The following is a 24,091-nucleotide window of genomic DNA, read 5'->3' as shown; positions in this document are numbered from 1 at the left end:
CCGCGGGTGGTCCGGCCGGCGGTGCCAGCATGCCCGGCGCGGGCCGGGTGGTGCCGAAAGTTGTCCACAGGCTGCGGAGATCGTCGTACTAATCCCGCGCTTGGCGGGGGCGAGTGACATCGAAGCCGTCCGGAGCCGGGACTTCCCCGGGTGCAGCGGGTAACGTCGGGGCGTGCCCGCCGACCCACTGCAACGCGCCGGAACGCCACAGCGCAGCACGACGAGCCAGCCGACGAACGGCTCACGGGCGAGCGCGATCGAGGTCCGCAGGAGCGCCCGCCGACGCAGGACGGTCTCCGCGTACCGCGAGGGCGATCGCACCGTCGTGCTCATCCCCGCCCGGATGTCCGAGGCCGAGGAGCAGCGCTGGGTGAACGTCATGCTCGACAAGCTGGCCGCCCAGGAGAGCCGGCGGACGCTCGGCGACTCCGAGCTGGCCGAGCGCGCCGAGCGGCTGTCGGCGCAGTACTTCGACGGCCGGGCCCGGCCCGCGAGCGTGCGCTGGGTCACCAACCAGAACACCCGCTGGGGTTCGTGCACCCCGGCCGAGGGCAGCATCCGGCTGTCGCACCGCCTGCAGGGCATGCCCGAGTACGTCATCGACTACGTCCTGTGCCACGAGCTGGCGCACCTGCTGGTGCCCGGGCACGGCCCCCGGTTCTGGCGGCTGCTCGAGGCGTACCCGAAGACCGAGCGGGCCCGGGGCTACCTGGAAGGCGTGGTCGCCGCCGAACGGCTGCCCCACGTGCCGGGCGCGCAGGGCGAGTGAGGGAGCACCGCGCGTGAGCGCCCCGCGGTGGGCGCCGCGTGCGTTGTGTACCGGGTCTGTACCGACATCGTCCGATGTCGGCGATTGCCGTTAGCCTGGCGCGACGCACTCGCACTCGGGATGGGGGACGGTCGTACGCATGGCCAGGGAATTCCAACGCGGCCACAAGGCCAGGATCAGTGACCTCACGGCGGGCACGGATCTGTACGTAGGCGTGCAGATCTCCGGCCCCGGGCTGACCTTCGACATCAGCTGCTTCGGTCTGGACGCCGACGAGCGGCTGTCCGACGACCGGTACTTCGTCTTCTACAACCAGCCGAAGTCCCCCGAGGAGTCCATCCAGCTGCTCGGCGCGCAGGCGGGCGACACCGAGTCCTTCCGGGTCACCCTCGACCGGATCCCGCAGCAGATCAAGAAGCTGTCCTTCACGGCGACCCTCGACGGCGCCGGCCAGATGTCGCAGATCGGCCCCGGATACATCCGGATCGTGGCCGGCGGCGAGGAAGTGGCCCGCTACCCGTTCACCGGTGCGGAGTTCTCCACCGAGCGGGCCGTGATGCTCGGCGACTTCTACTTCAAGGACGTGTGGCGGTTCGCCGCCGTCGGCCAGGGCTTCGACGGCGGGCTCGACGCCCTGCTGAAGAACTTCGGCGGCGAGGTCGCCGAGGAGGAGCCCGCCGCACCGCAGCCCGAGCCGCAGTCCGGTGGCGCTCCCGGCTTCGCCCCGCCCGCCCAGGCGGCCGCCCCGCCCGCCTTCGGCGTTCCCGCCGGAGCCCCGGCCCCGGCCGCCCCCGCCCCGCAGCCCGCGCCGCAGGGCTTCGCGCCGCCGCCGGGCGCCACCCCGCCGCCGGCCCCCGCACCCCCCGGGCCGCCCCCGGTGCATGCCGCGCCGACCATCGTCGCGCCGCTGCACACCCCGCCCGGCGGGTCGCCGGTACCCCCGCCGCCGCCCCCGGCGCCCGGCCTGCCGCCGCAGCCGTACAGCCAGCCCGGCCCCGGCCAGCAGGTTCCCGGCCAGTCCGCCCCGCTGCCGCCGGGGTACGCCGCTCCGCCGCAGGCACCGCAGGCACCGCAGGCACCGCAGGCACCACAGGCACCCGCCCCGCCGCCCGGTTACGGTCAGCCGACGCCCCCGCCGGGCGGGGGCTACGGCCAGCAGCCCCCGCCCGGGCAGGTGCCGGGGCAGCAGGCCCCCTACGGGGCTCCCCAGGGCGCCCCGCAGAGCCCGGGCGTGCTCGGCGCGCTGCAGAAGTTCAAGGAGACCCCCACCGGACAGCGGTGGACCCCGCAGAACAAGAAGCTGATCCGCGTCGACCTCGGCATGGGCGGCCAGCCCGTGCTGGCCCGGCAGGGCAGCATGGTGCTGTACCAGGGCAAGGTCGACTTCAGCTACAAGGGCGCCGGCTTCACCGGCCGCGTCGTCGGCAACGCCACCGGCCAGGAGATGCAGCTGATGCGCTGCACCGGCCAGGGCCAGGTGTTCTTCGCCGAGGACGCCACGATGCTGCACCCGATCGAGCTCCAGGGCGACGCCGTGTGCGTCTCCGCGGAGAACGTCCTCGCCTTCGACGAGGGCCTCCAGTACGAGGTCCGCCGCATCGAGGGCCACGGCATCCCGGGCGGCGCCCTGTTCACCATGCAGTTCCAGGGCACCGGCACCATCGTCGTCAAGACCCACGGCGTGCCCGTGGTCCTGCCGGTCACGCCCACCACGTTCGCCGACTGCAACGCCGTGGTCGCCTGGTCGGCCGCCTCCCAGGTGGTCGTCTCCAGCCAGGTGAGGATGCGCCGCAACTCCTACCCCGGGGACACGGGGGAGAGCGTCAACCTCCAGTTCCGGGGTGCTCCCGGCAACTTCATCGTCGTCCAGCCGTACGAGATCTAAAGGGAGCCCGTCATGAACCAGCCACCCGCGGGCTTCGCCCCCGCGCCCGTCGGCGCCCGCATGGAGAACCACGGCAACCACATGCTGAAGGTCGCCATGCAGTCCGGACACGACCTCTTCGCCCGCGTCGGCTCCATGGTCGCCTACGAGGGCTTCGTGCAGTACGAGCCCAACCCGCCGGCCGTCCGCCAGATCGCCAAGGACTGGCTGACCGGGGAGGGCGCCCCCCTGATGAAGTGCTCCGGGGACGGCCTGCTCTACCTGGCCGACTACGGCGCCGACGTCGTCGTGATCAACCTGAACGGCGACGGCATCTCGGTCAACGCGACCAACCTGCTCGCCTTCGACGCGCACCTCGACTGGGGTGTGGAGCGGGTCAAGGGCCTGGCGAAGTTCGCCGGCCAGGGCCTGTGGAACACCAGGATCTCCGGGCAGGGCTGGGTCGCCCTGACCTCCCGCGGCAAGCCGATCGTCGTCGACTGCGGAGGCGGGGACGACGAGACGTACGTCGACCCGGACGCCCTGGTCGCGTGGTCCCCGAACCTCAAGGTGAAGGGCAAGCGCAGCTTCCGCGCCCAGTCGCTGATCGGCCGCGGCAGCGGCGAGGCCTACCAGATGGCCTTCTCCGGTCAGGGCATCGTCGTCGTCCAGCCCAGTGAGGACAGCACCGACCGTCTCCGGGTCCGGGGCTGAGGGGGAGCAACCACACCATGCAGAGCCCGCTTTTCGCCTACAACGACCAACCGGCCCAGGACCGCTGGAGCCTGCAGAACAAGCACATGCTGCGGGTCGCCCTGGAGGGCCACGACGACGTGCTGGCCCGCAAGGGGTCCATGGTCGCCTACCAGGGCCTGGTCGAGTTCGACGCCGAGTACCAGAGCCGCGGCCAGGCGCGGTCCCGCGCGCGCACCGGTGAGGGACTGGACCTGATGCGCTGCCACGGGCAGGGCACCGTCTACCTCGCCAACCTCGCCCAGCACATCCACGTCATGGACGTGGACCAGGAGGGCCTGACGGTCGACAGCAGCTACGTGCTGGCGATGGACTCCGCGCTGCACCACGAGGTCATCGCGGTCGACAGCCAGTACGGCATCTCCGGCTCGGGCAAGTACCAGCTCAACATCACCGGCCGGGGCCGGGTCGCCCTGATGACCTCCGGCATGCCGCTGGTGATGCAGGTGACGCCCGACAAGTACGTCAACTGCGACGCCGACGCGATCGTGGCCTGGTCCACCGCCCTGCGGGTGCAGATGCAGGCCCAGACGCACTCGTCCGGCGTGTGGCGGCGCCGGGGCAACACCGGCGAGGGCTGGGAGCTCAGCTTCATGGGCAGCGGCTTCGTCCTGGTTCAGCCCAGCGAACTGCTGCCGCCGCAGAACGCCCAGATCGGCTCGGGCCTCGCCGCGCAGTACGGCATGGGTCAGCAGGGCGCCCGGGGGCACAACCAGGGCAACGTCTGGAGCTGACGGGCCGGCCACCGCGGGGCACGACAGAACGGGTGAGGGGCGGCCGTCACGACGGCCGCCCCTCACCCGTGCGTCCGCGGCATCCCCTCAGACGCCGAGCCGCGCCCGGGCCGCCTCGACCAGACGGACGACGGAGGCGTCGGCCACATCCGCCACCGCGCCGTAGGGGAACCAGCGCAGGTCCAGCGACTCGTCGCTGATCGCCTCGACCGCGCCGGACGGCGGCAGGGCCGCGTACTGGACGTCGAGGTGCCAGGCGCAGGGCGTCTCGTGGCGGTCCAGACGCACCGGACCGCCCGGCAGCAGGGTCAGACCCGCGATGCCGGACTCCTCGGTGCCTTCCCGCAGGGCGGCCGCCGCCAGCGTGGCGTCGCCCGGCTCGCAGTGGCCGCCCATCTGCAGCCACATGCGCAGCTTCCGGTGCAGGGTCAGCAGCACCCTGCCCTGCTCCGGGTCGATCACCAGGGCGCTCGCCGTCACGTGGCCGTCCCGGCAGGCCTTCCACATACCGTCCGGGTGGGCGGCGAGGTGGTCGAGGTAGGCGTCGCGCAGCTCCGGCTGGTCCTCGTACCCCTTGAGCACGAGAACCGCGTCGTCGTGGAGGCTCACCCGGCGTCGTCGCCCTTGCGCCCGTCCTCGCCGTCGGTCCGGTCGGGGCCCTCGGCCTCCCCGGTGCCCCCGGTGCCGCCGCCCTTCTTGCGCAGGTCGGGCTTGCCGGCCGCCTCGCCGAGCATCTTGTCCAGCTCGGAGAAGTCGATCTGCTCGCGGTGCACGAAGCCGTCCGGGTCGTCCAGGTCCGTCGCCGTCGGCAGCATGTCGGGGTGCGCCCACAGGGCGTCCCGGCCGTCGACGCCGCGCGCGTCCGTGAGGGAGGCCCACAGGCGCGAGGCGTCCCGCAGGCGGCGCGGGCGCAGCTCCAGACCGATCAGCGTGGCGAAGGTCTGCTCCGCGGGGCCGCCGGAGGCACGGCGGCGGCGCAGGGTCTCGCGGAGCGCGTCGGCGGACGACAGCCGGGGCTTCGCCGCCGCGTGCACCACCGCGTCCACCCAGCCCTCGACGAGGGCCAGCGCCGTCTCCAGCCGGGCCAGGGCGGCCTTCTGCTCGGGCGTGTCCTCCGGCTGGAACATGCCCTGCTGGAGAGCTTCCTGCAGCTGCTCGGGGTTCTCCGGGTCGAACTGGCCGACCACGTCCTCCAGCTTGCCGGTGTCGACCTTGATCCCGCGCGCGTAGCCGTCGACCGCGCCGAACAGGTGCGAACGCAGCCACGGCACATGGGCGAACAGGCGCTGGTGGGCGGCCTCGCGCAGCGCGAGGTACAGCCGCACCTCGTCCTCGGCCACACCGAGGTCCTTGCCGAAGCCGGTGATGTTCAGCGGCAGCAGCGCGGCCTTGCCGGACGGACCGAGCGGCAGCCCGATGTCGGACGAACCGACCACCTCACCGGCCAGCACACCGACGGCCTGCCCGATCTGCGTGCCGAACATGGCACCGCCCATCGAGCGCATCATGCCGATCAGCGGGCCCGCCATGGCCTGCATCTCCTCCGGCAGGACGTCGCCCATGGCGTTCCCGACGCGCTCGGCGACCGGGTCCACCAGCTCCCGCCACGCGGGCAGGGTCGCCTCGACCCACTCCGCGCGGCTCCACGCCACCGCGGAGGCCGCGCCCGACGGCAGCGACGTGGCGTCGTCGAGCCACAGGTCGGCCAGGCGCAGCGCGTCGTCGACGGCCTTGCGCTCGGCCGGCCCGACACTGGCGTCCTTGGTGCCGTCCGACGTGCCCTGTGCGACGGTCTGGCGGGCGATCTGCTTGGCCATGTCCCAGTTCACCGGGCCGCCCTCGTAGGAGAGCATCTGGCCGAGCTGCTGGAAGGCGGCGCCCAGGTCGGTGGGGTTCAGCGAACCGAACATCGCGGCGAACGGATTGTCCGCCCCGGGGCCGCCAAAGCCGCCTGCTCCGGGCATGCCGAAGCCGAACGGGTTGGCCGGGCCCTGACCACCGCCGCTCTGCGGGTCCTTCTTCTTGCCCTCGTCGCCGTCGTCCGGCTCCTCCGGCGGAAGGCCGAATCCGAATGGGGTGTCACTCACGGGATTCCTCGGCTGGTAGGGCCGCCGGTTCTTTCCGGCGGCACGGCTGCCCGACAACACCACCCAGCGTAGACACCCGAGGCGGATCGGGCCTCGGTGCTTCGCCGACAGACCGCCTGCGGCAGGATGGAGCCACCTGGTACGTACGCGTCCCTTGCGCCCGTACTGAAGACAACCGCTGGAGACGCCTGGTGAGTTCCCCAGATCCGCAGGTTCGCGCAGCGCGAAACCCGTCCGACCGTCCCGCCCGGGGGCCCGTCGTCGCCGTCACCGGTGCCGCGTCCGGGGTCGGTGCGCTGCTCACCGAGCGGCTGGCCGCCTCCGAGGACATCAAGCAGGTGCTCGCCATCGACGAGCGGCGCGGCGCGTGCGACGACGCCGAGTGGCACATCCTCGACGTGCGGGACCCGGCCATCGCCGAGAAGCTGCGCGGCGCCGACGTGGTGGTCCACCTGGCGCTCGACCTGGACCTGGAGACCGACGCGGCCGCCCGGACCGCCTACAACGTCCGGGGCACGCAGACCGTCCTGACCGCCGCCGCGGCCAGCGGGGTGCACCGCGTGGTGCTGTGCACCTCCGCGATGGTCTACGGCGCGCTCCCGGACAACGAGCTGCCCCTGTCGGAGGACGCCGAACTGCGTGCCACCGCCGAGGCCACCGGCGTGGGCGACCTGCTGGAGATCGAGCGGCTGGCGCGCCGCGCCCCCCGCGCCCACCCCGGGCTCAACGTCACCGTGGTCCGCCCCGCCGTGCTGGTCGGCGGAGGCACCGACACCGCGCTGACCCGGTACTTCGAGTCGCCCCGGCTGCTGGTGGTCGCCGGTTCCCGGCCCGCGTGGCAGTTCTGCCACGTCGAGGACCTGTGCAGCGCGCTGGAGTACGCGGTCGTGGAGAAGGCGGAGGGGGAACTCGCCGTCGGGTGCGACGGCTGGCTGGAGCAGGAGGAGGTCGAGGAGCTCAGCGGGATCCGCCGGATGGAGCTGCCGTCCGCGGTCGCGCTCGGCGCCGCGGCCCGGCTGCACCGCATCGGCCTCACCCCCTCCCCGGCCGGGGACCTGGCCTACACGATGTACCCGTGGGTGGTCAGCGGCAGCCGCCTGCACGCGGCGGGGTGGCGCCCCTCGTACACCAACGAGGAGGTCCTGGAGGAACTGCTCGGCGAGGTCTCCGGCCGGCACACGGTGGCCGGACGCCGGCTGGGCCGGAAGGACGCCACGGCGGCCGGTGCCGCAGGCGCCACGGTGGCCCTGCTGGGCGCCGCCGCGGTGGTGCGCCGCGCCCGCAAGGCACGGCGCCGCATCTGACCGGGGCGTTCCCGGGCGGTCGGTCGCTGCCGCCGCCCCGGGGCCGCGCCCGGGACCGGGTGCGGTCGCGCCCGCCTGTAGGAGGCTCCAAACGACGCGCGCGGCTGCCGGAGGAGAGCGCTATTCCGTGCCGCGGCGGACGTGCGGCACGATGGGGCACATGGCATCCACGCACGACCACCCGGGTGAACGGGCCGCAGCGGACCCCCTCAAGCTGATCGGGATCCGGGACACTCCGCTCTCCGTCGACGAGGTCCTGCGGGCCGTCGGTGACGACGCCGCGGGCGGCACGGCCCTGTTCGTCGGGACCGTGCGCAACCACGACGGCGGGGCGGACGTCGACGAGCTGAGCTACTCGTGTCATCCCAGCGCCGAGGCCGAGATGCGGCGGATCGCGGAAAAGGTCGCCGCCGATTACCCCGTTCGGGCGGTGGCGGCCGTGCACCGGGTGGGTGATCTCGGTATCGGGGACCTCGCCGTCGTCGTCGGCGTGTCGTGTCCGCACCGGGGCGAGGCGTTCGAGGCGTGCCGGCGACTCATCGACGACCTCAAGCACGAGGTGCCGATCTGGAAGCACCAGAAGTTCTCGGACGGCACGGAGGAGTGGGTCGGGGCCTGCTGACCGCCCGCCCCGGTCACCTGCCTCTGCTGCTTCTGCTGCCTCTGACCACTTCCCCGGCTTCCGGCCGCCCGTCCGGCCCACCCGGTCCACCCGGCGCACCGGTCGTGCCTCCGCCGTGCCTCGGCGTGGCCGCTGCACGGACCGTCGCCGGAACCTCCGCCTCCTGCCGCCGGGCCTCCCTGGCCCGCCGGCCGGTTCCGTCCTTCCGCGTCGGAGGGTGCCTGCCGGCCCGCGTCGGCGGGTGCCTGCCGGCCCGCGTCGGTGGTGCCTGCCGGTCCGCGTCGGCCGGTCATGCCCTTGCGCGTCGGCCGGTCCCGCCCGTCGGCCCGGCGTGAGCCCTCCGTTTGCCGTCGGAACCTCCGGTTGCGTAACCCGACCCCTGACGTGAGCGTTGTCACTGCGGATGGTTAATCTGCTGATCAGTTGGTGTTGCGGACGCTCATGGGGTTGGGAGGTCGGCATGGCGGTGCTCGCCTGGTTGCTGATTCCGCTGGTGGCCGCGATCGGTGCCGGACTGTGGGGCAGTTGGGCCGGCCGGACGCGCAAGGCGCGCAGCGACGGCCCGGAGCTCATCGGGTACGCCCGCTTCCGGGAGGCGATGGAGAAGCCCCGGTCGGGCAGCTGAGACACGGGAAAGCGCAGGTCCCGGCGATGACACCACAGGGCCGCCCGTCCGGGCGGCCCTGACGGTGCGCCGACAGGAACGTCCCGTACTGTCGACCCATGCCACGCCGCACCGCGACGATGCTCGCCTCCACCCTGATGCTGATCGCGCTCCTGTGCGCGGGAGTCCTCATCCCCGTGCCGTACGCGGAGATGTCGCCGGGTCCGACGGTGAACACCCTCGGCGAGCACGACGGTGAGCCGGTGCTGCAGATCGCCGGGCGGGAGACGTACCCGACCGACGGTCACCTCAACATGACGACGGTGCGGGTCACCAGCGCCGACTACCGGATGAACCTGGTCGAGGCCGTCTACGGATGGCTCGCGCACGACAACAAGGTCGTGCCGCACGACACCCTCTACCCCGACGGCAAGACGGAGGAGGAGTCCACCCAGGAGAACGCCGAGGAGTTCAGCCAGTCCCAGGAGAGCGCCAAGGTCGCGGCCCTGAAGGCGCTGGACATCCCGGTGAAGTCCTGGGTGATCGTCTCCACGGTCGTCAAGGGGTCCCCGGCCGAGGGACGGCTGCACGCCGGTGACGTGATCAAGGCGGTCGACGGCGAGCCGGTCGGGGAGCCGGCCGACGTGGCGAAGCTGGTGACCGAGCACCAGCCGGGCGAGCAGGTCGTCTTCACGATCGTGCCCGCCGCGGAACAGGCCGCCGCCGAGAAGGAGAAGCGGGAGCCGAAGAAGACCGAGAAGGTGACGATCACCACGGCGACCTCGGACGACGGCGGCGAGAAGCGCGCCATCGTCGGCATCTCCGCCGGGACCGATCACACCTTCCCGTTCTCCATCGACATCAAGCTGGCCGACGTGGGCGGACCGAGCGCCGGTCTGATGTTCGCCCTCGGCATCTACGACAAGCTCACCCCGGGCAGCCTCACCGGCGGCCGCTTCGTGGCCGGCACGGGCACGATCGACGACAACGGCAAGGTCGGCCCGATCGGCGGGATCCAGATGAAGACCGTCGGCGCGCGCGAGAAGGGGGCCGAGTTCTTCCTCACCCCCGCCGACAACTGCGCGACGGCCGTCAAGGACGTGCCGGACGGCCTCACCCTGGTCGAGGTGGAGACGATCGACGACGCCCTCGGCGCCCTGGAGGACATCCGGGCCGGCGACACCGCCGACCTGTCGACCTGCAAGGCATCCTGAACCAGGTCCCCGGCCCGGCGTTCCGGTCCCCGGGCCGACCGCAGGACCGGCGACCGGGACCGGGACCGTGGCCTGGCGGGGACCGGGCGGGCGGCGGCTACTCCTCGAAGGTCGCCGACAGCGCCTGCGCCAGTCCCGGCACCAGGTCGGAGCCGGTGAGGACCTCCGTCGGCGAGTCCTTCTCGCGCAGCCGCAGCGCCGACTCGCGCGAACCGTCGCGCAGCACCGCCACCGTCATCCGCACCTCCTGGCGCTCCGGGTGCCCGGCCACCCAGTCCGTCAGCGCGGCCTCGTCCATGTCCTGCGGGACCTGCGCCTCCGCGGACGGGGGCAGGATCAGGCGCTCCACGGTCAGGGCACAGCCGGTCACCGCGTCCGGCCAGGCGATGGTGCCGAGGAACTCGTCGAGCGGTTTGCCTGCGGGCAGCTCGTCCTGCTCGATCGGGGTGAGGGCGGTCGGCTCCGGCTCGCCGTCCAGGCCGAGCCGGTCCGCGAGCGAGGGCTGCTCGGCCCGCAGCCGGGCGGTGTCGACGAGGGCGAACAGGCGGGCGGGCTGGTCCCAGCCGAGGCCGGACACGTACTCGTCGATCTCGAGCACGGCCCGGGTGAGCGGGTGCGCCGCCATGGGTGTGTTGGACATGGTCACAATCTTCTCTCGTTCAGGGCCGGAATCGGGAACCGAGTAAAGGGTTAGTAAGTTGCATAGGTGGGGCCCACGTGCAGTGGGTTCCATACAGGGTCCACGGACACGCGGGCCAGACGAATCGACAGCGAACCTTGAGGTGCCTACCTTGGCTTTCCAGATGCCGGACCGCGGCGGAGGCCCGACGGGGCCACGGATGAGAGTGGGCCGTCCGTCCCGGCGGGTCCGGACCCTGCTGATGACACTGGGCGTCCTGGCCGTCCTCGCCATGGTGTTCACCATGTTCGCGGGGTTCTGGACCGACTGGCTGTGGTATCGCTCGGTCGACTACTCGTCGGTCTTCACGACCACCCTGTGGACCAAGATCGGCCTCTTCTTCGTCTTCGGCCTGCTGATGGCCCTGTCGGTCGGCTTCAACATCTGGCTGGCGCACCGGCTGCGGCCGCCGCTCAGTGCCATGTCGATGGAGCAGCAGAACCTCGACCGGTACCGGATGAGCATCGCCCCGTACAAGAAGTGGCTGCTGCTGGGCATCACCGCGCTGGTCGGTCTGATCGCCGGTGCCTCGGCGTCCGGCCAGTGGCGCACCTGGCTGATGTGGATCAACGGTGTGCCCTTCGGCGAGAAGGACCCCCAGTTCAAGCTGGACGTGTCGTTCTACGCCTTCGACCTGCCCTGGTACCGCTTCCTGCTGGGCTTCGGCTTCGCCACGGTCATCCTGTCGGTGATCGCCGCCGCGCTCACCCACTACCTCTACGGCGGGCTGCGCCTCACCAGCCCCGGGGCGCGCGCCACGGCCGCGGCCACCGGCCACCTGTCCGTGCTCATCGGCGTCTTCGTGGCCCTGAAGGCGGTCGCCTACTGGCTCGACCGGTACGGGCTGGCGGTGAAGTCCAGTGACTTCAAGGCCACCGACAGCTGGACCGGCCTGCGCTACGTGGACGCCAACGCCTACCTGCCGGCCAAGACGATCCTGTTCTGCATCGCCGTCATCTGCGCGGTGCTGTTCTTCGCCACGCTGTGGCGGCGCACCTGGCAGCTCCCGGTGATCGGCTTCGGCCTGATGGTGCTGTCGGCGATCCTGATCGGCGGCCTGTACCCGGCCATCGTGCAGAAGTTCCAGGTCCAGCCGAACGAGCAGGCCAAGGAAGCGCCGTACGTCGAGAAGAACCTCAAGGCCACGCGTGAGGCCTACGGCATCGACGGCACGCAGGTCACCGACTACCCGGGCACCAGCCAGACCGAGGACAAGACCAAGCTGCGGGACGCCGTGACCGACACGGCGAGCATCCGCATCATGGACCCGAACATCGTCTCGCCGACGTTCCAGCAGCTCCAGCAGATCAGGAACTACTACGCGTTCCCGACCAACCTGGACGTCGACCGGTACACCAAGGACGGCAAGGACCAGGACACCGTCATCGGTCTGCGCGAGCTGAACTACAACGGCATCCCGAAGCGGAACTGGATCAACGACCACTTCCGCTACACCCACGGCTACGGCGTCGTCGCCGCCGAGGGCACCAGCGCGGACGCCGGCGGCCGCCCGGTCTTCACCGAGTCCGACCTGCCGTCCAAGGGCGACCTGGGGACGTACGAGCAGCGCGTCTACTACGGAGAGCGCACCACGACGTACTCCATCGTCGGTGGTCCCCAGAAGGAGATCGACTACTCCGACGACACCGGTGAGAAGACCTACAGCTACAAGGGCGACAGCGGCGTCAACCTCGCCAACCCGATCAACCGGGCGGCGTACGCGGTCGCGTTCAGCGAGCCGCAGATCCTGTACTCCGGCGCCATCGGCGACGGGTCGCGGATCCTGTACAACCGCACGCCCAAGGAGCGCGTCGAGTCGATCGCGCCGTGGCTGACCATCGACGGCGACGCCTACCCGGCGGTCGTGGACGGCCGGATCCAGTGGATCGTCGACGCCTACACGACGAGCAACGGCTACCCGTACTCGTCGCGGACGACGCTCGGCGACACCACGGCCGACTCGCTGACCGCCACCAACGACAACCGCGCGGTGGTGGCCCAGCAGAACCAGGTCAACTACATCCGGAACTCGGTGAAGGCGACCGTCGACGCCTACAGCGGCGAGGTCAAGCTCTACCAGTGGGACACCGAGGACCCCGTCCTGAAGACGTGGATGAAGGCGTTCCCGGACACCGTGGAGCCGAAGGGCGAGATCTCCGAGGCCCTGATGGCCCACCTGCGGTACCCGCAGGACCTGTTCAAGGTGCAGCGCGAACTGCTCACCCGCTACCACGTGAAGGACGCCACGACGTTCCTCTCCGGCAGCGAGGTGTGGCAGGTGCCGGACGACCCGACCAACAAGACGGGCGAGACGGTACCGCCGTACTACCTGAGCATGAAGATGCCGGACCAGAAGGAACAGGTCTTCTCGCTCACCACCACGTTCACGCCGAACGGCCGTGACAACCTCAGTGCCTTCATGGCGGTCGACGCCGAGGCGGGCACCGACGACTACGGCAAGATCAGAATTCTGAAACTGCCGACGAGTACGACGGCCGCCGGACCCAAGCAGGTCCAGAGCCAGTTCAACTCGCAGCAGGACATCGCCGAGTCCATCAGGCTGCTCAGGGGCGGTGACTCCGAGGTGGAGTACGGCAACCTGCTGGCCGTGCCGCTGGACGGCGGACTGCTCTACGTGGAGCCGGTCTACGTCCGCGGTGGCGGGCTGAAGTACCCGCTGCTGCGCAAGGTGCTGGTGACCTACGGCGGCCAGACCGCCTTCGAGGACACCCTGGAACAGGCCCTCGACAAGGTCTTCGGCACCGACGGCGGCACCAGCCAGCCGCCGGGCGAGGACGAGGGCGCCGGCGAGGACGAGGGCACCAAGCCGCCCACGTCCGAGGACCCGACGGTCCAGGCGGCGCTCAATGACGCCCAGGAGGCGTTCGAGGCCGGCCAGGAAGCTCTGAAGAAGAACGACTGGGAGGCCTACGGCAAGGCGCAGAAGGACCTCGAGGAGGCCCTGCGCCGGGCGGAGGAGGCCCAGTCGGCCGAGGGCGGAGGCGGCGGCGGGGACAGCTCCCCGGCCCCCGACGCCAGCCCCAGCGGCTAGCGAGCCGCCCGGCCGGTGACCACACCGGTCAGGGGCCCACCCCGCGCCGTGGTACGGTTCTTGCACAACGGCGCGGGGTGGAGCAGCTCGGTAGCTCGCTGGGCTCATAACCCAGAGGTCGCAGGTTCAAATCCTGTCCCCGCTACTGACGTCGCGAAGTCGGCGACACCAAAGGCCCGGATTCCACAGGGAATCCGGGCCTTTGTGGTGTGCGAACGCATGTGCCGACCCGCCCGACAGCCGCGTCGGCAGCGGGAGTTGGGACGGTCTGTGTTTGACTTGTCTCTCTGTGGGCATGTCGACAAAACGCTGTAGTGACCTCACTGGCTGCGGTATACCAGGTGTACCCAGGTTGCAGGTGGTGCGACGATGAACGTTATGGGGGACAAGGCAACTCTGTTCGAGACAGGGCGATTTGCGCAGCCCTCCCCTCGCCAGGAGCCGCACGGCGACGCCGGGGAGGTCACCGACGAGGCCGCCGAGGAGCTGCGCCGGAGACTGGCCGCCGAGGCCGGTGACGTCGAGGCGATGAGTGTGCTCGGCGCCATGCTGCTGCGCCGCGGCGACCTCGACGGAGCCGAAACCCACCTGCGGGCCGCCACCGCCGCGGGTGACCGCGCCGCCGCCAACAACCTGGGCGTCCTGCTCCACCAGCGGGGCTACCCCGACGAGGCCGCCGGATGGTGGCGGATCGCCGCCGTCGCCGGCTCCGCCGCCGCCGCGCACGCGCTCGGCCGCCACCACCGGGAGCGCGGGGACGAGCCCGCCGCCGAGTACTGGCTGCGCCAGTCCGCCGAACAGGGCCACGCCCTGGGCGCGTACGCCCTCGCCGACCTCCTGGAGCACCGCGGTGACGCCGCGGGGGCCGAGCAGTGGATGCGGGCCGCCGCCGAACGGGGACACCGGGAGGCCGCCTACCGGCTCGCGCGCACCCTGGACCGGGCGAGCGCGCGGGAGGGCGACGAGGAGCAGGGTGCCCCGGAGGGCGGCGAGGCCGAGCAGTGGTACCGGCAGGCCGCGGCGCGCGGCCACCGCCGGGCCGCCCTGCACCTCGGGGCGATCCTGGAACGGCGCGGCGAGGTCAAGGAGGCCGGCCGCTGGTACCTCACGTCCGCCAAGGACGGCGAGGTGCGGGCCGCGTGCGCCCTCGGCTTCCTGCTGCGCGACGCCGGGGACACCGAGAACGCCGCCGTGTGGTGGCTGCGGGCCGCCCAGGAGGGCGACGGCAACGCCGCCAACGCCCTGGGCGCGCTGCACGCCGAACGCGGCGAGACCCAGACCGCCGAGCGCTGGTACCGGGCGGCCATGGACGCGGGCGACGACAACGGCGCCTACAACCTCGGCCTGCTCTGCGCCGAACAGGGCCGCACCCAGCAGGCCGAGCAGTGGTACCGCCGGGCCGCCTACGCCGGGCACCGGGAGGCGGCGAACGCGCTGGCGATCCTGCTGCTGCGCGCCGGGGACGAGGCGGGCGCGGAGCCCTGGTTCTCCAAGGCGGCGGAGGCCGGGAGCGTGGACGCAGCCTTCAACCTCGGCATCCTGTACGCGGGCCGGGGCGAGGAGCGCGCCGCGCTGCGCTGGTACGAGCGGGCTGCGGCGGCCGGGCACACCGAGGCGGCCCTCCAGGTCGGGATGGCCCGGCTGCGGGGCGGCGACGAGACCGAGGCCGAGCGGTTCCTGCGCTGCGCCGCGGGGGGCGGCAGCGCGGAGGCCGCCTACCGGCTCGCCGCCCTGCTGGACGCCCGCCGCCCCCCGGAGCCCGCGCACGAGCTGGGGGAGCCGGTGCACCGGCGCAGCGAGTGCGAGGAGTGGTACGAGCGCGCCGCCTCCCAGGGGCACCGGCGCGCCCAGGTCCGGGTCGGCATGCTGGCCGCGGCCCGGGGCGACGTCGTCGAGGCGGCCCGCTGGTACCGGGCGGCGGCGGAGGCCGGTTCCCGCAACGGGGCCTTCAACCTGGGCCTGCTGCTGGCCCGGGAGGGCAGCGAGCCGGAGGCGGTGCTCTGGTGGACCCGTGCGGCGGACGCCGGCCACGGGCGGGCGGCGCTGCGGCTCGCCCTGGTCCACGCGCGGCGCGGCGAGCTCGCCGAGGGGCAGCGCTGGGCGGACAGGGCGGCGGCACTCGGCCCGGAAGCGGTCACGGAACGCGCGACCCGGCTGCGCGACGCCCTGGGCCAGGAACTGTCGGCGTGAAGGCGGCCCGGGCGTCGTGACCGGCGCACGGGGGCCGACGGCGCCGACGGCCCCGGCCGACCGGGCGGGAGCGGCCGGGGGCCGGGGCTGACGGATCCGCGCAGGTCGGGCCGGTCCCCGGCGGCCGCGGCGGCCGGGGGAAGCGATTTGCCTCCGTCGGCGTCCTTGACGTAACGTTGCATTCGTCGACGCGGGGTGGAGCAGCTCGGTAGCTCGCTGGGCTCATAACCCAGAGGTCGCAGGTTCAAATCCTGTCCCCGCTACTGAAGACCGAGGGCCGGAATCCGATGAGATTCCGGCCCTCGGTGCATGCAGAGGCCCGGTGGCCCGCCGCGTCACTCCTGCACTCGGAACGTCCAGCAGAGCGTCCAGCGTGCCCGTCACGACGAAGCCCCGGCACCGTTCCGGGGTGCCGGGGCTTTCGAATGCACAGGGTGCCGTGGGCGCTAGGCCGCCGCACAGGCGGGGCAGACGCCCCGGTAGGTCACCTCGACGTCGGAGACGGTGAAGCCGAAGCGCTCCGAGTCGGGCAGGTCCGACAGCGGATTGCCGGTCGGATGCACGTCGCGGATCGCGCCGCACTGGGCGCACACCAGGTGGTGGTGCGGCCGGTGGGCGTTCGGGTCGTAGCGCTTGGCGCGCTTGTCCGTGGCGACCTCGAGCACCTCGCCCAGCGAGACCAGCTCACCGAGGGTGTTGTAGACGGTCGCGCGGGAGATTTCGGGCAGCCTGGCGACAGCCCTGGCGTGGACCTCGTCGGCCGTCAGATGGACGTGCTCACCGTCGAGGACCTCGGCCACGACGCGGCGCTGTGCGGTCATCCGCCAGCCACGACCGCGCAGACGTTCCAGAAGGTCGCTCATGTGCACCAGCCTAACAGCAGGGGACATTGCGCCCCGAACGGGTGTGACTTTGGAACCTTGCTCGACCTGGACAATGTCTATTGTAAGGTCGAGTCGTATCCACGTTCCATGGTTCGAGGGCTTGCGAACCTCACGAGCGCGGCCGTCAGGACGACGGGGCGTGGCCGATTCTGCCCGTCCGGCGGCTTCCGTCGGACGGGCCCATGCTTCGGCGAGTGGCTGGAGGCCGCGGTCCCAGGCCCTTCGCGGTCGATCTCCAGCGCTGGACCGCTTGCCGAGGCGGGCCGGACTCCCTGTCCTGGGGGTCCGGCCCCTTTTTTGCTTCTCTTCGTGCGGCGTGAGGGGTGGCGCGCCGGGCGTACGGGCGGAGCCGATCAGGCGGGCACCTGGGCGGTGGCGGTGCGCCGCTGCCGCAGGGGTGCCCAGCAGCGGATGATGTCGCGCACCGAGACGATGCCGACGGGCTCGTCCCGCTCCAGCACGATCAGGTGGCGGAAGCCGCCGGCGGACATGGCGTGTGCGGCGTCGTCCAGGGTCCAGGCCGGTGCCGCGAAGACGACGTCGGTGGTGGTGTGGGCGTGGGCGCGCTCGGTGTCGGGGTCCTCGCCGCGGCCCACGGAGTTGAGGATGTCGCGTTCGGTGAGGATGCCGATGCCGGTTCCGTCGGGGTCGAGCACCACGGCCGCCCCGATGCGGCGGGCGGACATCAGGGCGGCGGCCTGGCGGAGGGTGTGGGCGGGACCGATGGTGAGGACCACGGTGCTCATGGCGTCGCGGACGAGCATGGGGTGGAGCCACCTCCTACCGGAAACCGCGGGGCCGGGCGGACGTTCGGATCCGCTCGTGCACGGTTTCACAAGTTCACAAGTGGGTGGACTCTCAGAGTGGCAGGCGAAGGGGAGGCCAACAAGAGGGCGCGTGCGGCCCGTCGGGGGCGCGCACGCGGTCCTCGGCGGCTCAGTAGCGCTGGTTGAGATATCCCAGCAGTTCGTCGTGCAGCAGGCCGTTCGACGCGGCCGCGTTGCCGCTGTGCGGACCGGGCCGTCCGTCGAGCCCGGTGAAGCTTCCGCCCGCCTCCGTCACGACGATCGAGGTGGCGGCCATGTCCCAGAGGGACAGCTCGGGCTCCGCACACAGGTCGACCGACCCCTCGGCGACCATCATGTAGGGCCAGAAGTCGCCGTACGCGCGCGTGCGCCACACCTCGCGGGTCAGATCGAGGAAGCCGTCCAGCCGCCCCTGCTCCTCCCACCCGCTGAGCGAGGAGTAGGCGAACGAGGCGTCGGCGAGCTGCGCGACCTGGGAGACGCGGAGCCGGGAGGCCGAGGTCAGACTGCGTCCGGTGAAGGCGCCGTGGCCCCGGGCGGCCCACCAGCGGCGTCCCAGCGCGGGTGCGGAGACCAGGCCGACGACCGGCTGGAAGCCGCCCTCACCGGCCTCCATCAGGGCGATCAGGGTGGCCCAGACGGGAACGCCGCGCACGTAGTTCTTGGTGCCGTCGATCGGGTCGATCACCCAGCGCCGGGGGCCGGTGCCCTCGACGCCGTACTCCTCGCCGAGGACCGCGTCCCTCGGGCGGGCCCGGGCGAGGTGACCGCGGATGAGTTCCTCCGCCGCCTTGTCCGCCTCGCTCACCGGCGTCATGTCCGGTTTGGTCTCCACCTTGAGGTCGAGGGCCTTGAACCGGTCCATCGTCGCGGCGTCGGCGGCATCCGCGAGGACATGGGCGAGACGCAGATCGTCGAGGTAGTCGGGCATGCAACGAACGGTATCGGCCGAGGAACGGGTGGAGCCACCAGGGCCCCGGAGCGGGATCCGGGACGCGGCGGTTCCTGGGCGGACGAAGGCGGTACGGACGGGGCACGGGCCGGGGCGCGGACGGGGACCGCCGGCGCGGCACGGCGTGCGGTGTCCGGGGCCCGGCCCCGCACCGCCCGGGTCCGGCCCCGCGCGAGGACCCTTGACAGTGCTGTCGGCCGCGTCAAACCTGAACCGCAGAGTCGCCCGCTCGCACCGAGGGAGGCGCTGATGCCCGCAGCGCGCGAGTCTCTGCTGGATGCCGCGTACGCCGCGCTCGCGCGCCGGCCCTGGTCGGCGGTGCGGATGGTGGACGTGGCCGCCGCGGCCGGGGTCTCGCGGCAGACGCTGTACAACGAGTTCGGCAGCAAGGACGGCCTGGCTCGGGCCCTGATCCGCCGCGAGGCCGACGCCTACCTCGCCGGGGTGGACCGCGCCCTCACCGCTCAGGGGGACCCCCGGGAACGCCTGACGGCGGCCGCCGAGTGGACGGTCGTCGCCGCCCGGGAGAACCCCCTGATCCGCGCCGTGCTCACCGGCTGCTGGGGCGAGCGCCTGCCCGCGCCCGCCCGGACGTCCGTGCCGTCCACCTCGTCCGTCCCGGCCCAGCGGCGCGCCGACGGCCCGCTGCCCTCACCCGGTGACGTCGTCGCCCTGGTGCGCGACCGGGCCGTCCACGCCCTCACCGGACCGGGCGCCGCGCGGGCCGATACGGCCGACCTGGCGCGGTCCAGCGAGCTGGTGGTCCGCCTCGCCCTGTCCTGCGTCGCCGCCCCGCCGGGCAACGGCAGCGTCACCGACCTCGTGCGCGGCGCCCTGCACCGCCCGCCCCCGGCCTGAGCGGGCGGGGTCGGCCGGGGAGCCGACCGCGAGGCCGTGGGCGGACGGCCGGGCGGATCGTTCCGGCGCGCTCGGCCTTCTCGGCCTTCTCGGCGTGCTCAGCGCGCTCGCGTGTGCAGTGCTCTCGGCACGTTCCGGTGCTCTCGTCGCGGGGTCTCGGCGCCCTCCGTGCTCTCGGCGCCCTCCGTGCTCCCCGTGCTCTCAGTGCGCCGAGCCGGACAGCTGCAGTCCGATCACTCCGATGATCACCAGGCTGATGGACACGATCTTCAGGGTCGAGACCAGGTCGCCCAGGAACACCATGCCGTAGATGGCCGTGCCCGCCGCGCCGATGCCCGTCCACACCGCGTACGCCGGACCGACGTCGAGCTTCTTCAGGGCGAGGGTGAGCAGTCCGAAGCTGCCCAGCGCGAAGGCCGCGAACGCGATCGTCGGCCACAGCCGGGTGAATCCGTGCGACAGCTTCAGGCACACGGCGAAACCGGTCTCCAGTAGCCCCGCCACCACGACCAGCAGCCACGCCATGTGTCGTCCTCCCGTTGGTCCACGCCCGGTGACCGCTGCGCCGGAGGGCGGGTTCGCTCCCACTCGTCCGGCTCGACCCGACTCGGTGCGATTATGCACGTGCCGTGTGCCGAGCGGGTCGCACAACGCGAAGATCAGTCGCCGTCCGTGCGTTCCCGGGCCGCCAGCAGCCGGCGCAGCGAGTACAGCCGGGCCGGGTCCGCGTGCCCCTCGGCGACCCAGGCGTCCAGCGCGCAGTCCGGCTCGTCGTGGCTGCACGCGCGGGGGCAGCCCTCGGTGCCCGGCTCCAGGTCCGGGAAGGCGTGGATGACCCGGGACGGATCGACGTGCGCCAGTCCGAAGGACCGGACCCCGGGGGTGTCGATCACCCACCCCTCCGCTCCCGCCAGCGGCAGCGCCAGCGCGGACGTCGTCGTGTGCCGGCCGCGTCCGGTCACCGCGTTGACGTGTCCCGTGCTGCGCCGCCGCTCCTCCGGCACCAGGGCGTTGACCAGCGTCGTCTTGCCGACCCCGGAGTGCCCGACGAACGCCGTGATCCGCCCCTCCAGCTGCTCCCGGACCCGTTCCACGGCCGCCCCGCTCTCCAGCTCCGCGCGGCTGGTGACCACGTAGGGGATGTCCAGGTCGCCGTACAGCTCCAGCAGCTGGTCGGGCGGGGCGAGGTCGGACTTGGTGAGCACCAGCAGCGGCGACAGGCCGCCGTCGTACGCCGCGACCAGGCACCGGTCGATCAGCCGGGGCCGGGGCTCGGGGTCGGCGAGGGCGGTGACGACGGCCAGCTGGTCGGCGTTGGCGACGACGACTCGCTCGTAGGGGTCGTCGTCGTCCGCGGTGCGGCGCAGCACCGACGTGCGCTCCTCGATGCGCACGATCCGCGCCAGGGTGTCCTTGCGGCCCGACAGGTCACCGACGATCGCCACCCGGTCACCGACCACGGCCGCCTTGCGCCCCAGCTCGCGGGCCTTCATGGCCGTCACGGTCCGGCCGTCGACCAGGCAGGTCAGCCGGCCCCGGTCGACGGTCAGCACCAGCCCCTCGGCGGCGTCCTCGTGCTTGGGCCGGATGTGGGTGCGCGGCCGGTTGCCCTTGCGGTTCGGGCGGGAGCGGATGTCGTCCTCGTCGGTGTGCTTGCCGTAGCGCCGCATGGTCCTGGAGTCCCTACGCCCCGAGCATCCCGGTCCACAGCTCCGGGAAGTCCGGCAGGGTCTTCGCGGTGGTCGCCACGTTCTCGATCTGCACGCCCTCGACCGCCAGGCCGATCACCGAACCGGCGGTGGCCATGCGGTGGTCCTCGTAGGTGTGGAAGACGCCGCCGTGCAGCCGCCGCGGACGGATGTGCAGGCCGTCGGCGGTCTCGGTGACGTCACCGCCGAGCTCGTTGATCTCCTTGGTGAGGGCGGCCAGCCGGTCCGTCTCGTGCAGCCGCAGGTGGGCCACACCGCGCAGGGTGGACGGCGAGTCCGCGAGGGCGGCCACCGCGGCGATGCCCGGGGTCAGCTCGCCGACCTCGCTCAGGTCCACGTCGATGCCGTGGACGCGGCCGGACCCGGTGAACACCAGCCCCTGCTCGGTCAGCTCGCAGGAGCCGCCCATCTCCGTGAAGATCTCCCGCAGCCGGTCGCCGGGCTGGGTGGTGTGCGCCGGCCAGTCCGGGACGACGACCCGCCCGCCGGTCACCAGTGCCGCCGCCAGGAACGGCTGGGCGTTGGACAGGTCCGGCTCGACGGTCAGGTCCCGGCCGAGCAGCGCCCCCGGGGTGACCCGCCAGACGTCGGGCTCGCCGCCCGCCTCCGGGGTGTCCACCTGGGCGCCGACCGCGCGCAGCATGTCGACCGTCATCCGGATGTGCGGCAGCGACGGCAGCGTGGCCCCGGTGTGGCGCACCTCCACGCCCTGGTTGAAGCGCGGCGCGGACAGCAGCAGCGCGCTGACGAACTGGGAGGACGACGAGGCGTCCACCGGCACCGTGCCGCCGTCGAGGGCGCCGCCGCCGTGCACGGTCAGCGGCAGCGCGCCGCGGCCGTCGTCGTCGATCCGGGCCCCGAGGTGCCGCAGCGCGTCGATGACACCGGTCAGGGGCCGCTCGTAGGAGCGGGGGTCGCCGTCGAAGCGGACGGGACCGTCGGCGAGCGTGGCCACGGGCGGCAGGAACCGCATGACGGTGCCCGCGTTGCCGACGTCGACGGTGGCCGGGCCGCGCAGGCCGGTGGGGACCACCCGCCACGCCTCACCGGTGCCGTCGGGGCCCACCCCCTCCTCGATCTCCACACCCATCGCGCGCAGCGCCTCGGCCATCAGCAGCGTGTCGCGGGAGCGCAGGGGGCGCCGCAGCCAGCCCGGCTCGGAGGCGAGGGCGGCGAGCACGAGGGCGCGGTTGGTGACCGACTTGGACCCGGGCACGTGGACCGTCGCGTTGACGGCTCCGCTCGCGTGCGGGGCGGGCCAGAGGGCGGTGTGGGCGGGGTTCGGGACCATGACGCCCACCATATAAGGAGGCCCGGACCGCGGTACGCCGCTGTCCGGGGGGCCGCGCCCGCCCGGCGGAGCGCGTGCCGGGGACGCCCACGCGTCGCGCGGCCCGCGGCTCACCACCCCAGCAGCCAGCGCCCCCCGCCGAGCAGCGAGCACAGCGACACCGCGTGGAAGAGGAAGAACCACAGCCCGGCCGGCACGTGGGTCAGCCGCGACAGCTGGTCGGCGTCGGAGTCGCCCGCGCCGCCCCGGGCCCGCTTGGCCTGGAGCTCGAAGGCCGGGCGGACGCCGCCCAGCAGCAGGAACCACACCACCGCGTACGCGAAGGCTGCCTGCACCTGCGGTCCCGCCAGCCAGGACACCAGCACGAAGGTGCCGCCCGTGACGAGCAGGCTCAGTGCGCCGTAGGCGTTGCGGATCATCACCAGCATGGCCACCAGCAGGGCGGTGGCCAGCCACAGCAGCAGGGTGATGCGCCCGGCACCGAGCAGGGCCGCGCCGCCGAGCCCCAGCAGCGGGGGAGCGGTGTACCCGGCGGCGGCGGTGAGGATCATGCCGATGCCGTGCGGCTTGCCGCGGCTGACGGTCAGCCCGCTGGTGTCCGAGTGCAGGCGTATCCCGGTGAGCGTGCGGCCGGTGAGCAGGGCGACCAGACCGTGCCCGCCCTCGTGGGCGATGGTGATGGCGTTGCGGGACAGCCGCCACAGGGAGTGCGGCACCACCACGACCAGCGCGGCGCCCAGGGTGGCGATCACCACCCACAGGTCGGGGTCGGGCTGGGTGCCGGACACCTCGTCCCAGAGGGAGGCGAACGAGGCTGCCGCGGTGCTGACCGTGCTGACCGTGCTGTCCATGTGTCTGTGAAGGCTCCCTCTGCGCGTGCGGAGTCTGGCAGTGTTGCACGTATGTGCGGACGGTATGCAGCGAGTCGCAGCCCCGAGGACCTCGCGGGCATCTTCGAGATCGAGAAGTGGGAACCGCAGGAGTCCCTGGAGCCCGACTACAACGTGGCGCCGACCAAGGAGGTGCACGCCGTTCTCGACCGTGCCCTGAAGGACGCGGACGACGACCGCCCGGTTCGCCAGCTCCGCACACTGAAGTGGGGCCTGGTGCCCTCCTGGTCCAAGACGCCCGAGGGCGGCGCCCGGATGATCAACGCCCGCGCGGAGACCGTCCACGAGAAGCCGTCCTACCGCCGCGCGTTCAGCACCCGGCGCTGCATCCTGCCGGCCGACGGCTACTACGAGTGGGTCACCGGCAAGCAGGAGCGGGACCTGGAGGTCGAGGGGAAGAAGAAGCGCCCCCGCAAGCAGCCCTACTTCGTCACCCCGGCCGACGGATCGGTGTTCGCGATGGCCGGCCTCTACGAGTTCTGGCGGGACCGGACGCTGCCGGACGACCACCCGCGGGCCTGGTGGGTGACCTGCTCCGTGATCACCACGGAGGCGGAGACCGGTCCGCTCGCCGTGTCCCCGGCGGACGGTCCGCGCTCCCTGTCCGAGATCCACCCGCGGATGCCGCTGATGCTCACCCCGGACCGCTGGGACGCCTGGCTGGACCCGGCCCGCACCGACGTCGAGGACCTGCGCGCGCTGCTCGCGCCGCCGCCCCCCGGCCTGATGCGCGCCTACCCGGTGTCCACGGCGGTCAGCAACGTCCGCAACAACGGCCCGGAGCTGCTGAAGGAGCTGGACGCCCCGGAAGAGGGCACACTCTTCTGAC

At 72.6% G+C, this 24,091-nt stretch carries 22 protein-coding genes and 2 tRNA genes; 14 read left to right on the top strand and 10 right to left on the bottom strand.

The window, feature by feature from the left end; translation table 11 throughout:
- Nucleotides 1-172: 172 nt before the first annotated feature.
- From ACSU53_RS09985 to ACSU53_RS09970, 4 genes are all read left to right on the top strand, one after another.
- Nucleotides 173-769 carry a M48 metallopeptidase family protein gene (locus ACSU53_RS09985; RefSeq protein WP_437026539.1) on the top strand — a complete coding sequence of 199 codons (597 nt, stop codon included), beginning with the start codon at nucleotides 173-175 and terminating at the stop codon, nucleotides 767-769.
- A gap of 139 nt (nucleotides 770-908) precedes the next feature.
- The gene (locus ACSU53_RS09980; RefSeq protein ID WP_437026538.1) at nucleotides 909-2,654 is read left to right on the top strand and encodes a TerD family protein; all 1,746 of its coding nucleotides are present in this window, start codon (nucleotides 909-911) and stop codon (nucleotides 2,652-2,654) included.
- Nucleotides 2,655-2,666: 12 nt separating this feature from the next.
- Nucleotides 2,667-3,347: an AIM24 family protein gene (locus ACSU53_RS09975; RefSeq protein ID WP_437026536.1), complete on the top strand. Its 681-nt coding sequence runs from the start codon at nucleotides 2,667-2,669 to the stop codon at nucleotides 3,345-3,347.
- 17 nt (nucleotides 3,348-3,364) lie between these two features.
- The gene (locus tag ACSU53_RS09970; RefSeq protein ID WP_437026535.1) at nucleotides 3,365-4,120 is read left to right on the top strand and encodes an AIM24 family protein; all 756 of its coding nucleotides are present in this window, start codon (nucleotides 3,365-3,367) and stop codon (nucleotides 4,118-4,120) included.
- 87 nt (nucleotides 4,121-4,207) lie between these two features.
- Here the strand turns inward: ACSU53_RS09970 and ACSU53_RS09965 are convergent, their stop codons facing one another.
- Nucleotides 4,208-4,729 carry an NUDIX hydrolase gene (locus ACSU53_RS09965; RefSeq protein WP_437026533.1) on the bottom strand — a complete coding sequence of 174 codons (522 nt, stop codon included), beginning with the start codon at nucleotides 4,727-4,729 and terminating at the stop codon, nucleotides 4,208-4,210.
- Entirely contained in the window at nucleotides 4,726-6,207 is a 1,482-nt protein-coding gene (locus ACSU53_RS09960) for a zinc-dependent metalloprotease (RefSeq protein WP_437026531.1), read from the bottom strand. The genes ACSU53_RS09965 and ACSU53_RS09960 overlap by 4 nt, the downstream gene beginning before the upstream one ends.
- 191 nt (nucleotides 6,208-6,398) lie before the next feature.
- Here ACSU53_RS09960 and ACSU53_RS09955 point away from each other — a divergent pair, with 191 nt between their 5' ends.
- From ACSU53_RS09955 to ACSU53_RS09940, 4 genes are all read left to right on the top strand, one after another.
- Entirely contained in the window at nucleotides 6,399-7,511 is a 1,113-nt protein-coding gene (locus ACSU53_RS09955; RefSeq protein WP_437026529.1) for an SDR family oxidoreductase, read from the top strand.
- A gap of 160 nt (nucleotides 7,512-7,671) precedes the next feature.
- Entirely contained in the window at nucleotides 7,672-8,133 is a 462-nt protein-coding gene (locus ACSU53_RS09950; protein ID WP_437026527.1) for a molybdenum cofactor biosynthesis protein MoaE, read from the top strand.
- 403 nt (nucleotides 8,134-8,536) lie between these two features.
- Nucleotides 8,537-8,758, top strand: coding sequence for a hypothetical protein (locus ACSU53_RS09945; protein WP_437033493.1), 222 nt, complete (start codon nucleotides 8,537-8,539; stop codon nucleotides 8,756-8,758).
- Between the two features lie 98 nt (nucleotides 8,759-8,856).
- The gene (locus tag ACSU53_RS09940; RefSeq protein WP_437026526.1) at nucleotides 8,857-9,951 is read left to right on the top strand and encodes a YlbL family protein; all 1,095 of its coding nucleotides are present in this window, start codon (nucleotides 8,857-8,859) and stop codon (nucleotides 9,949-9,951) included.
- A 97-nt stretch (nucleotides 9,952-10,048) separates the two neighbouring features.
- Here the strand turns inward: ACSU53_RS09940 and ACSU53_RS09935 are convergent, their stop codons facing one another.
- The gene (locus ACSU53_RS09935) at nucleotides 10,049-10,591 is read right to left on the bottom strand and encodes a PPA1309 family protein (protein ID WP_437026524.1); all 543 of its coding nucleotides are present in this window, start codon (nucleotides 10,589-10,591) and stop codon (nucleotides 10,049-10,051) included.
- Between the two features lie 163 nt (nucleotides 10,592-10,754).
- Here ACSU53_RS09935 and ACSU53_RS09930 point away from each other — a divergent pair, with 163 nt between their 5' ends.
- The 4 genes from ACSU53_RS09930 to ACSU53_RS09915 all read left to right on the top strand — a co-directional run bounded on the left by ACSU53_RS09930 (nucleotide 10,755) and on the right by ACSU53_RS09915 (nucleotide 16,135).
- Nucleotides 10,755-13,682 carry a UPF0182 family membrane protein gene (locus ACSU53_RS09930; RefSeq protein ID WP_437033099.1) on the top strand — a complete coding sequence of 976 codons (2,928 nt, stop codon included), beginning with the start codon at nucleotides 10,755-10,757 and terminating at the stop codon, nucleotides 13,680-13,682.
- Between the two features lie 71 nt (nucleotides 13,683-13,753).
- Nucleotides 13,754-13,827: transfer RNA gene (locus tag ACSU53_RS09925), tRNA-Met, on the top strand.
- 224 nt (nucleotides 13,828-14,051) lie between these two features.
- Complete coding sequence (locus ACSU53_RS09920) at nucleotides 14,052-15,872, top strand: tetratricopeptide repeat protein (RefSeq protein WP_437026521.1); 1,821 nt, start codon at nucleotides 14,052-14,054, stop codon at nucleotides 15,870-15,872.
- Between the two features lie 189 nt (nucleotides 15,873-16,061).
- A tRNA-Met gene (locus ACSU53_RS09915) sits at nucleotides 16,062-16,135 on the top strand.
- Nucleotides 16,136-16,318: 183 nt separating this feature from the next.
- Here ACSU53_RS09915 and ACSU53_RS09910 read toward each other — a convergent pair.
- From ACSU53_RS09910 to hisN, 3 genes are all read right to left on the bottom strand, one after another.
- Nucleotides 16,319-16,735, bottom strand: a complete 417-nt coding sequence (locus tag ACSU53_RS09910; protein WP_437026519.1) for a Fur family transcriptional regulator — start codon at nucleotides 16,733-16,735, stop codon at nucleotides 16,319-16,321.
- Nucleotides 16,736-17,109: 374 nt separating this feature from the next.
- On the bottom strand, nucleotides 17,110-17,520 hold the full coding sequence (locus ACSU53_RS09905; RefSeq protein WP_437026517.1) for a CBS domain-containing protein: 411 nt from the start codon (nucleotides 17,518-17,520) through the stop codon (nucleotides 17,110-17,112).
- 172 nt (nucleotides 17,521-17,692) lie between these two features.
- Nucleotides 17,693-18,493, bottom strand: coding sequence for a histidinol-phosphatase (gene hisN, locus ACSU53_RS09900; protein ID WP_437026515.1), 801 nt, complete (start codon nucleotides 18,491-18,493; stop codon nucleotides 17,693-17,695).
- Between the two features lie 267 nt (nucleotides 18,494-18,760).
- On the opposite strand from hisN, the gene ACSU53_RS09895 reads away from it, so the two are divergent.
- Nucleotides 18,761-19,372, top strand: coding sequence for a TetR/AcrR family transcriptional regulator (locus ACSU53_RS09895; RefSeq protein ID WP_437033098.1), 612 nt, complete (start codon nucleotides 18,761-18,763; stop codon nucleotides 19,370-19,372).
- Between the two features lie 201 nt (nucleotides 19,373-19,573).
- On the opposite strand, the gene ACSU53_RS09890 is transcribed toward ACSU53_RS09895, so the two are convergent.
- The 4 genes from ACSU53_RS09890 to ACSU53_RS09875 all read right to left on the bottom strand — a co-directional run bounded on the left by ACSU53_RS09890 (nucleotide 19,574) and on the right by ACSU53_RS09875 (nucleotide 23,223).
- Nucleotides 19,574-19,897 (bottom strand): DMT family transporter, encoded by a 324-nt coding sequence (locus ACSU53_RS09890; protein WP_164333688.1) that lies wholly within the window; start codon nucleotides 19,895-19,897, stop codon nucleotides 19,574-19,576.
- Nucleotides 19,898-20,031: 134 nt separating this feature from the next.
- Complete coding sequence (gene rsgA, locus ACSU53_RS09885) at nucleotides 20,032-21,042, bottom strand: ribosome small subunit-dependent GTPase A (RefSeq protein WP_437026513.1); 1,011 nt, start codon at nucleotides 21,040-21,042, stop codon at nucleotides 20,032-20,034.
- 13 nt (nucleotides 21,043-21,055) lie between these two features.
- On the bottom strand, nucleotides 21,056-22,372 hold the full coding sequence (gene aroA / locus ACSU53_RS09880) for a 3-phosphoshikimate 1-carboxyvinyltransferase (protein ID WP_437026511.1): 1,317 nt from the start codon (nucleotides 22,370-22,372) through the stop codon (nucleotides 21,056-21,058).
- A 110-nt stretch (nucleotides 22,373-22,482) separates the two neighbouring features.
- Nucleotides 22,483-23,223 carry a M50 family metallopeptidase gene (locus ACSU53_RS09875; RefSeq protein WP_437026509.1) on the bottom strand — a complete coding sequence of 247 codons (741 nt, stop codon included), beginning with the start codon at nucleotides 23,221-23,223 and terminating at the stop codon, nucleotides 22,483-22,485.
- A 51-nt stretch (nucleotides 23,224-23,274) separates the two neighbouring features.
- Here ACSU53_RS09875 and ACSU53_RS09870 point away from each other — a divergent pair, with 51 nt between their 5' ends.
- A complete protein-coding gene (locus ACSU53_RS09870) occupies nucleotides 23,275-24,090 on the top strand; it encodes an SOS response-associated peptidase (protein ID WP_437026508.1) in 816 nt (271 codons plus the stop codon).
- The last annotated feature ends 1 nt before the right edge of the window (nucleotide 24,091 follow it).

Origin of the sequence: Streptomyces sp. enrichment culture, from assembly GCF_964273255.1 — a bacterium.
Lineage (GTDB): Bacteria > Actinomycetota > Actinomycetes > Streptomycetales > Streptomycetaceae > Streptomyces.
The sequence above is the reverse complement of the archived record's forward strand: the minus strand, read 5'-3'. Positions and strand labels throughout refer to the sequence as shown.

What these genes read in the sequence shown, in the direction of transcription:
- ACSU53_RS09910 (WP_437026519.1), bottom strand. Translation starts at nt 16,735, where the DNA reads ATGAGCGACCTTCTGGAACGTCTGCGCGGTCGTGGCTGGCGGATGACC.
- hisN (WP_437026515.1), bottom strand. Translation starts at nt 18,493, where the DNA reads ATGCCCGACTACCTCGACGATCTGCGTCTCGCCCATGTCCTCGCGGAT.
- rsgA (WP_437026513.1), bottom strand. Translation starts at nt 21,042, where the DNA reads ATGCGGCGCTACGGCAAGCACACCGACGAGGACGACATCCGCTCCCGC.
- ACSU53_RS09940 (WP_437026526.1), top strand. Translation starts at nt 8,857, where the DNA reads ATGCCACGCCGCACCGCGACGATGCTCGCCTCCACCCTGATGCTGATC.
- ACSU53_RS09980 (WP_437026538.1), top strand. Translation starts at nt 909, where the DNA reads ATGGCCAGGGAATTCCAACGCGGCCACAAGGCCAGGATCAGTGACCTC.
- aroA (WP_437026511.1), bottom strand. Translation starts at nt 22,372, where the DNA reads ATGGTCCCGAACCCCGCCCACACCGCCCTCTGGCCCGCCCCGCACGCG.
- ACSU53_RS09975 (WP_437026536.1), top strand. Translation starts at nt 2,667, where the DNA reads ATGAACCAGCCACCCGCGGGCTTCGCCCCCGCGCCCGTCGGCGCCCGC.
- ACSU53_RS09945 (WP_437033493.1), top strand. Translation starts at nt 8,537, where the DNA reads ATGGTTAATCTGCTGATCAGTTGGTGTTGCGGACGCTCATGGGGTTGG.
- ACSU53_RS09890 (WP_164333688.1), bottom strand. Translation starts at nt 19,897, where the DNA reads ATGGCGTGGCTGCTGGTCGTGGTGGCGGGGCTACTGGAGACCGGTTTC.
- ACSU53_RS09920 (WP_437026521.1), top strand. Translation starts at nt 14,052, where the DNA reads ATGAACGTTATGGGGGACAAGGCAACTCTGTTCGAGACAGGGCGATTT.
- ACSU53_RS09875 (WP_437026509.1), bottom strand. Translation starts at nt 23,223, where the DNA reads ATGGACAGCACGGTCAGCACGGTCAGCACCGCGGCAGCCTCGTTCGCC.
- ACSU53_RS09950 (WP_437026527.1), top strand. Translation starts at nt 7,672, where the DNA reads ATGGCATCCACGCACGACCACCCGGGTGAACGGGCCGCAGCGGACCCC.
- ACSU53_RS09970 (WP_437026535.1), top strand. Translation starts at nt 3,365, where the DNA reads ATGCAGAGCCCGCTTTTCGCCTACAACGACCAACCGGCCCAGGACCGC.
- ACSU53_RS09930 (WP_437033099.1), top strand. Translation starts at nt 10,755, where the DNA reads ATGCCGGACCGCGGCGGAGGCCCGACGGGGCCACGGATGAGAGTGGGC.
- ACSU53_RS09905 (WP_437026517.1), bottom strand. Translation starts at nt 17,520, where the DNA reads ATGCTCGTCCGCGACGCCATGAGCACCGTGGTCCTCACCATCGGTCCC.
- ACSU53_RS09935 (WP_437026524.1), bottom strand. Translation starts at nt 10,591, where the DNA reads ATGTCCAACACACCCATGGCGGCGCACCCGCTCACCCGGGCCGTGCTC.
- ACSU53_RS09870 (WP_437026508.1), top strand. Translation starts at nt 23,275, where the DNA reads ATGTGCGGACGGTATGCAGCGAGTCGCAGCCCCGAGGACCTCGCGGGC.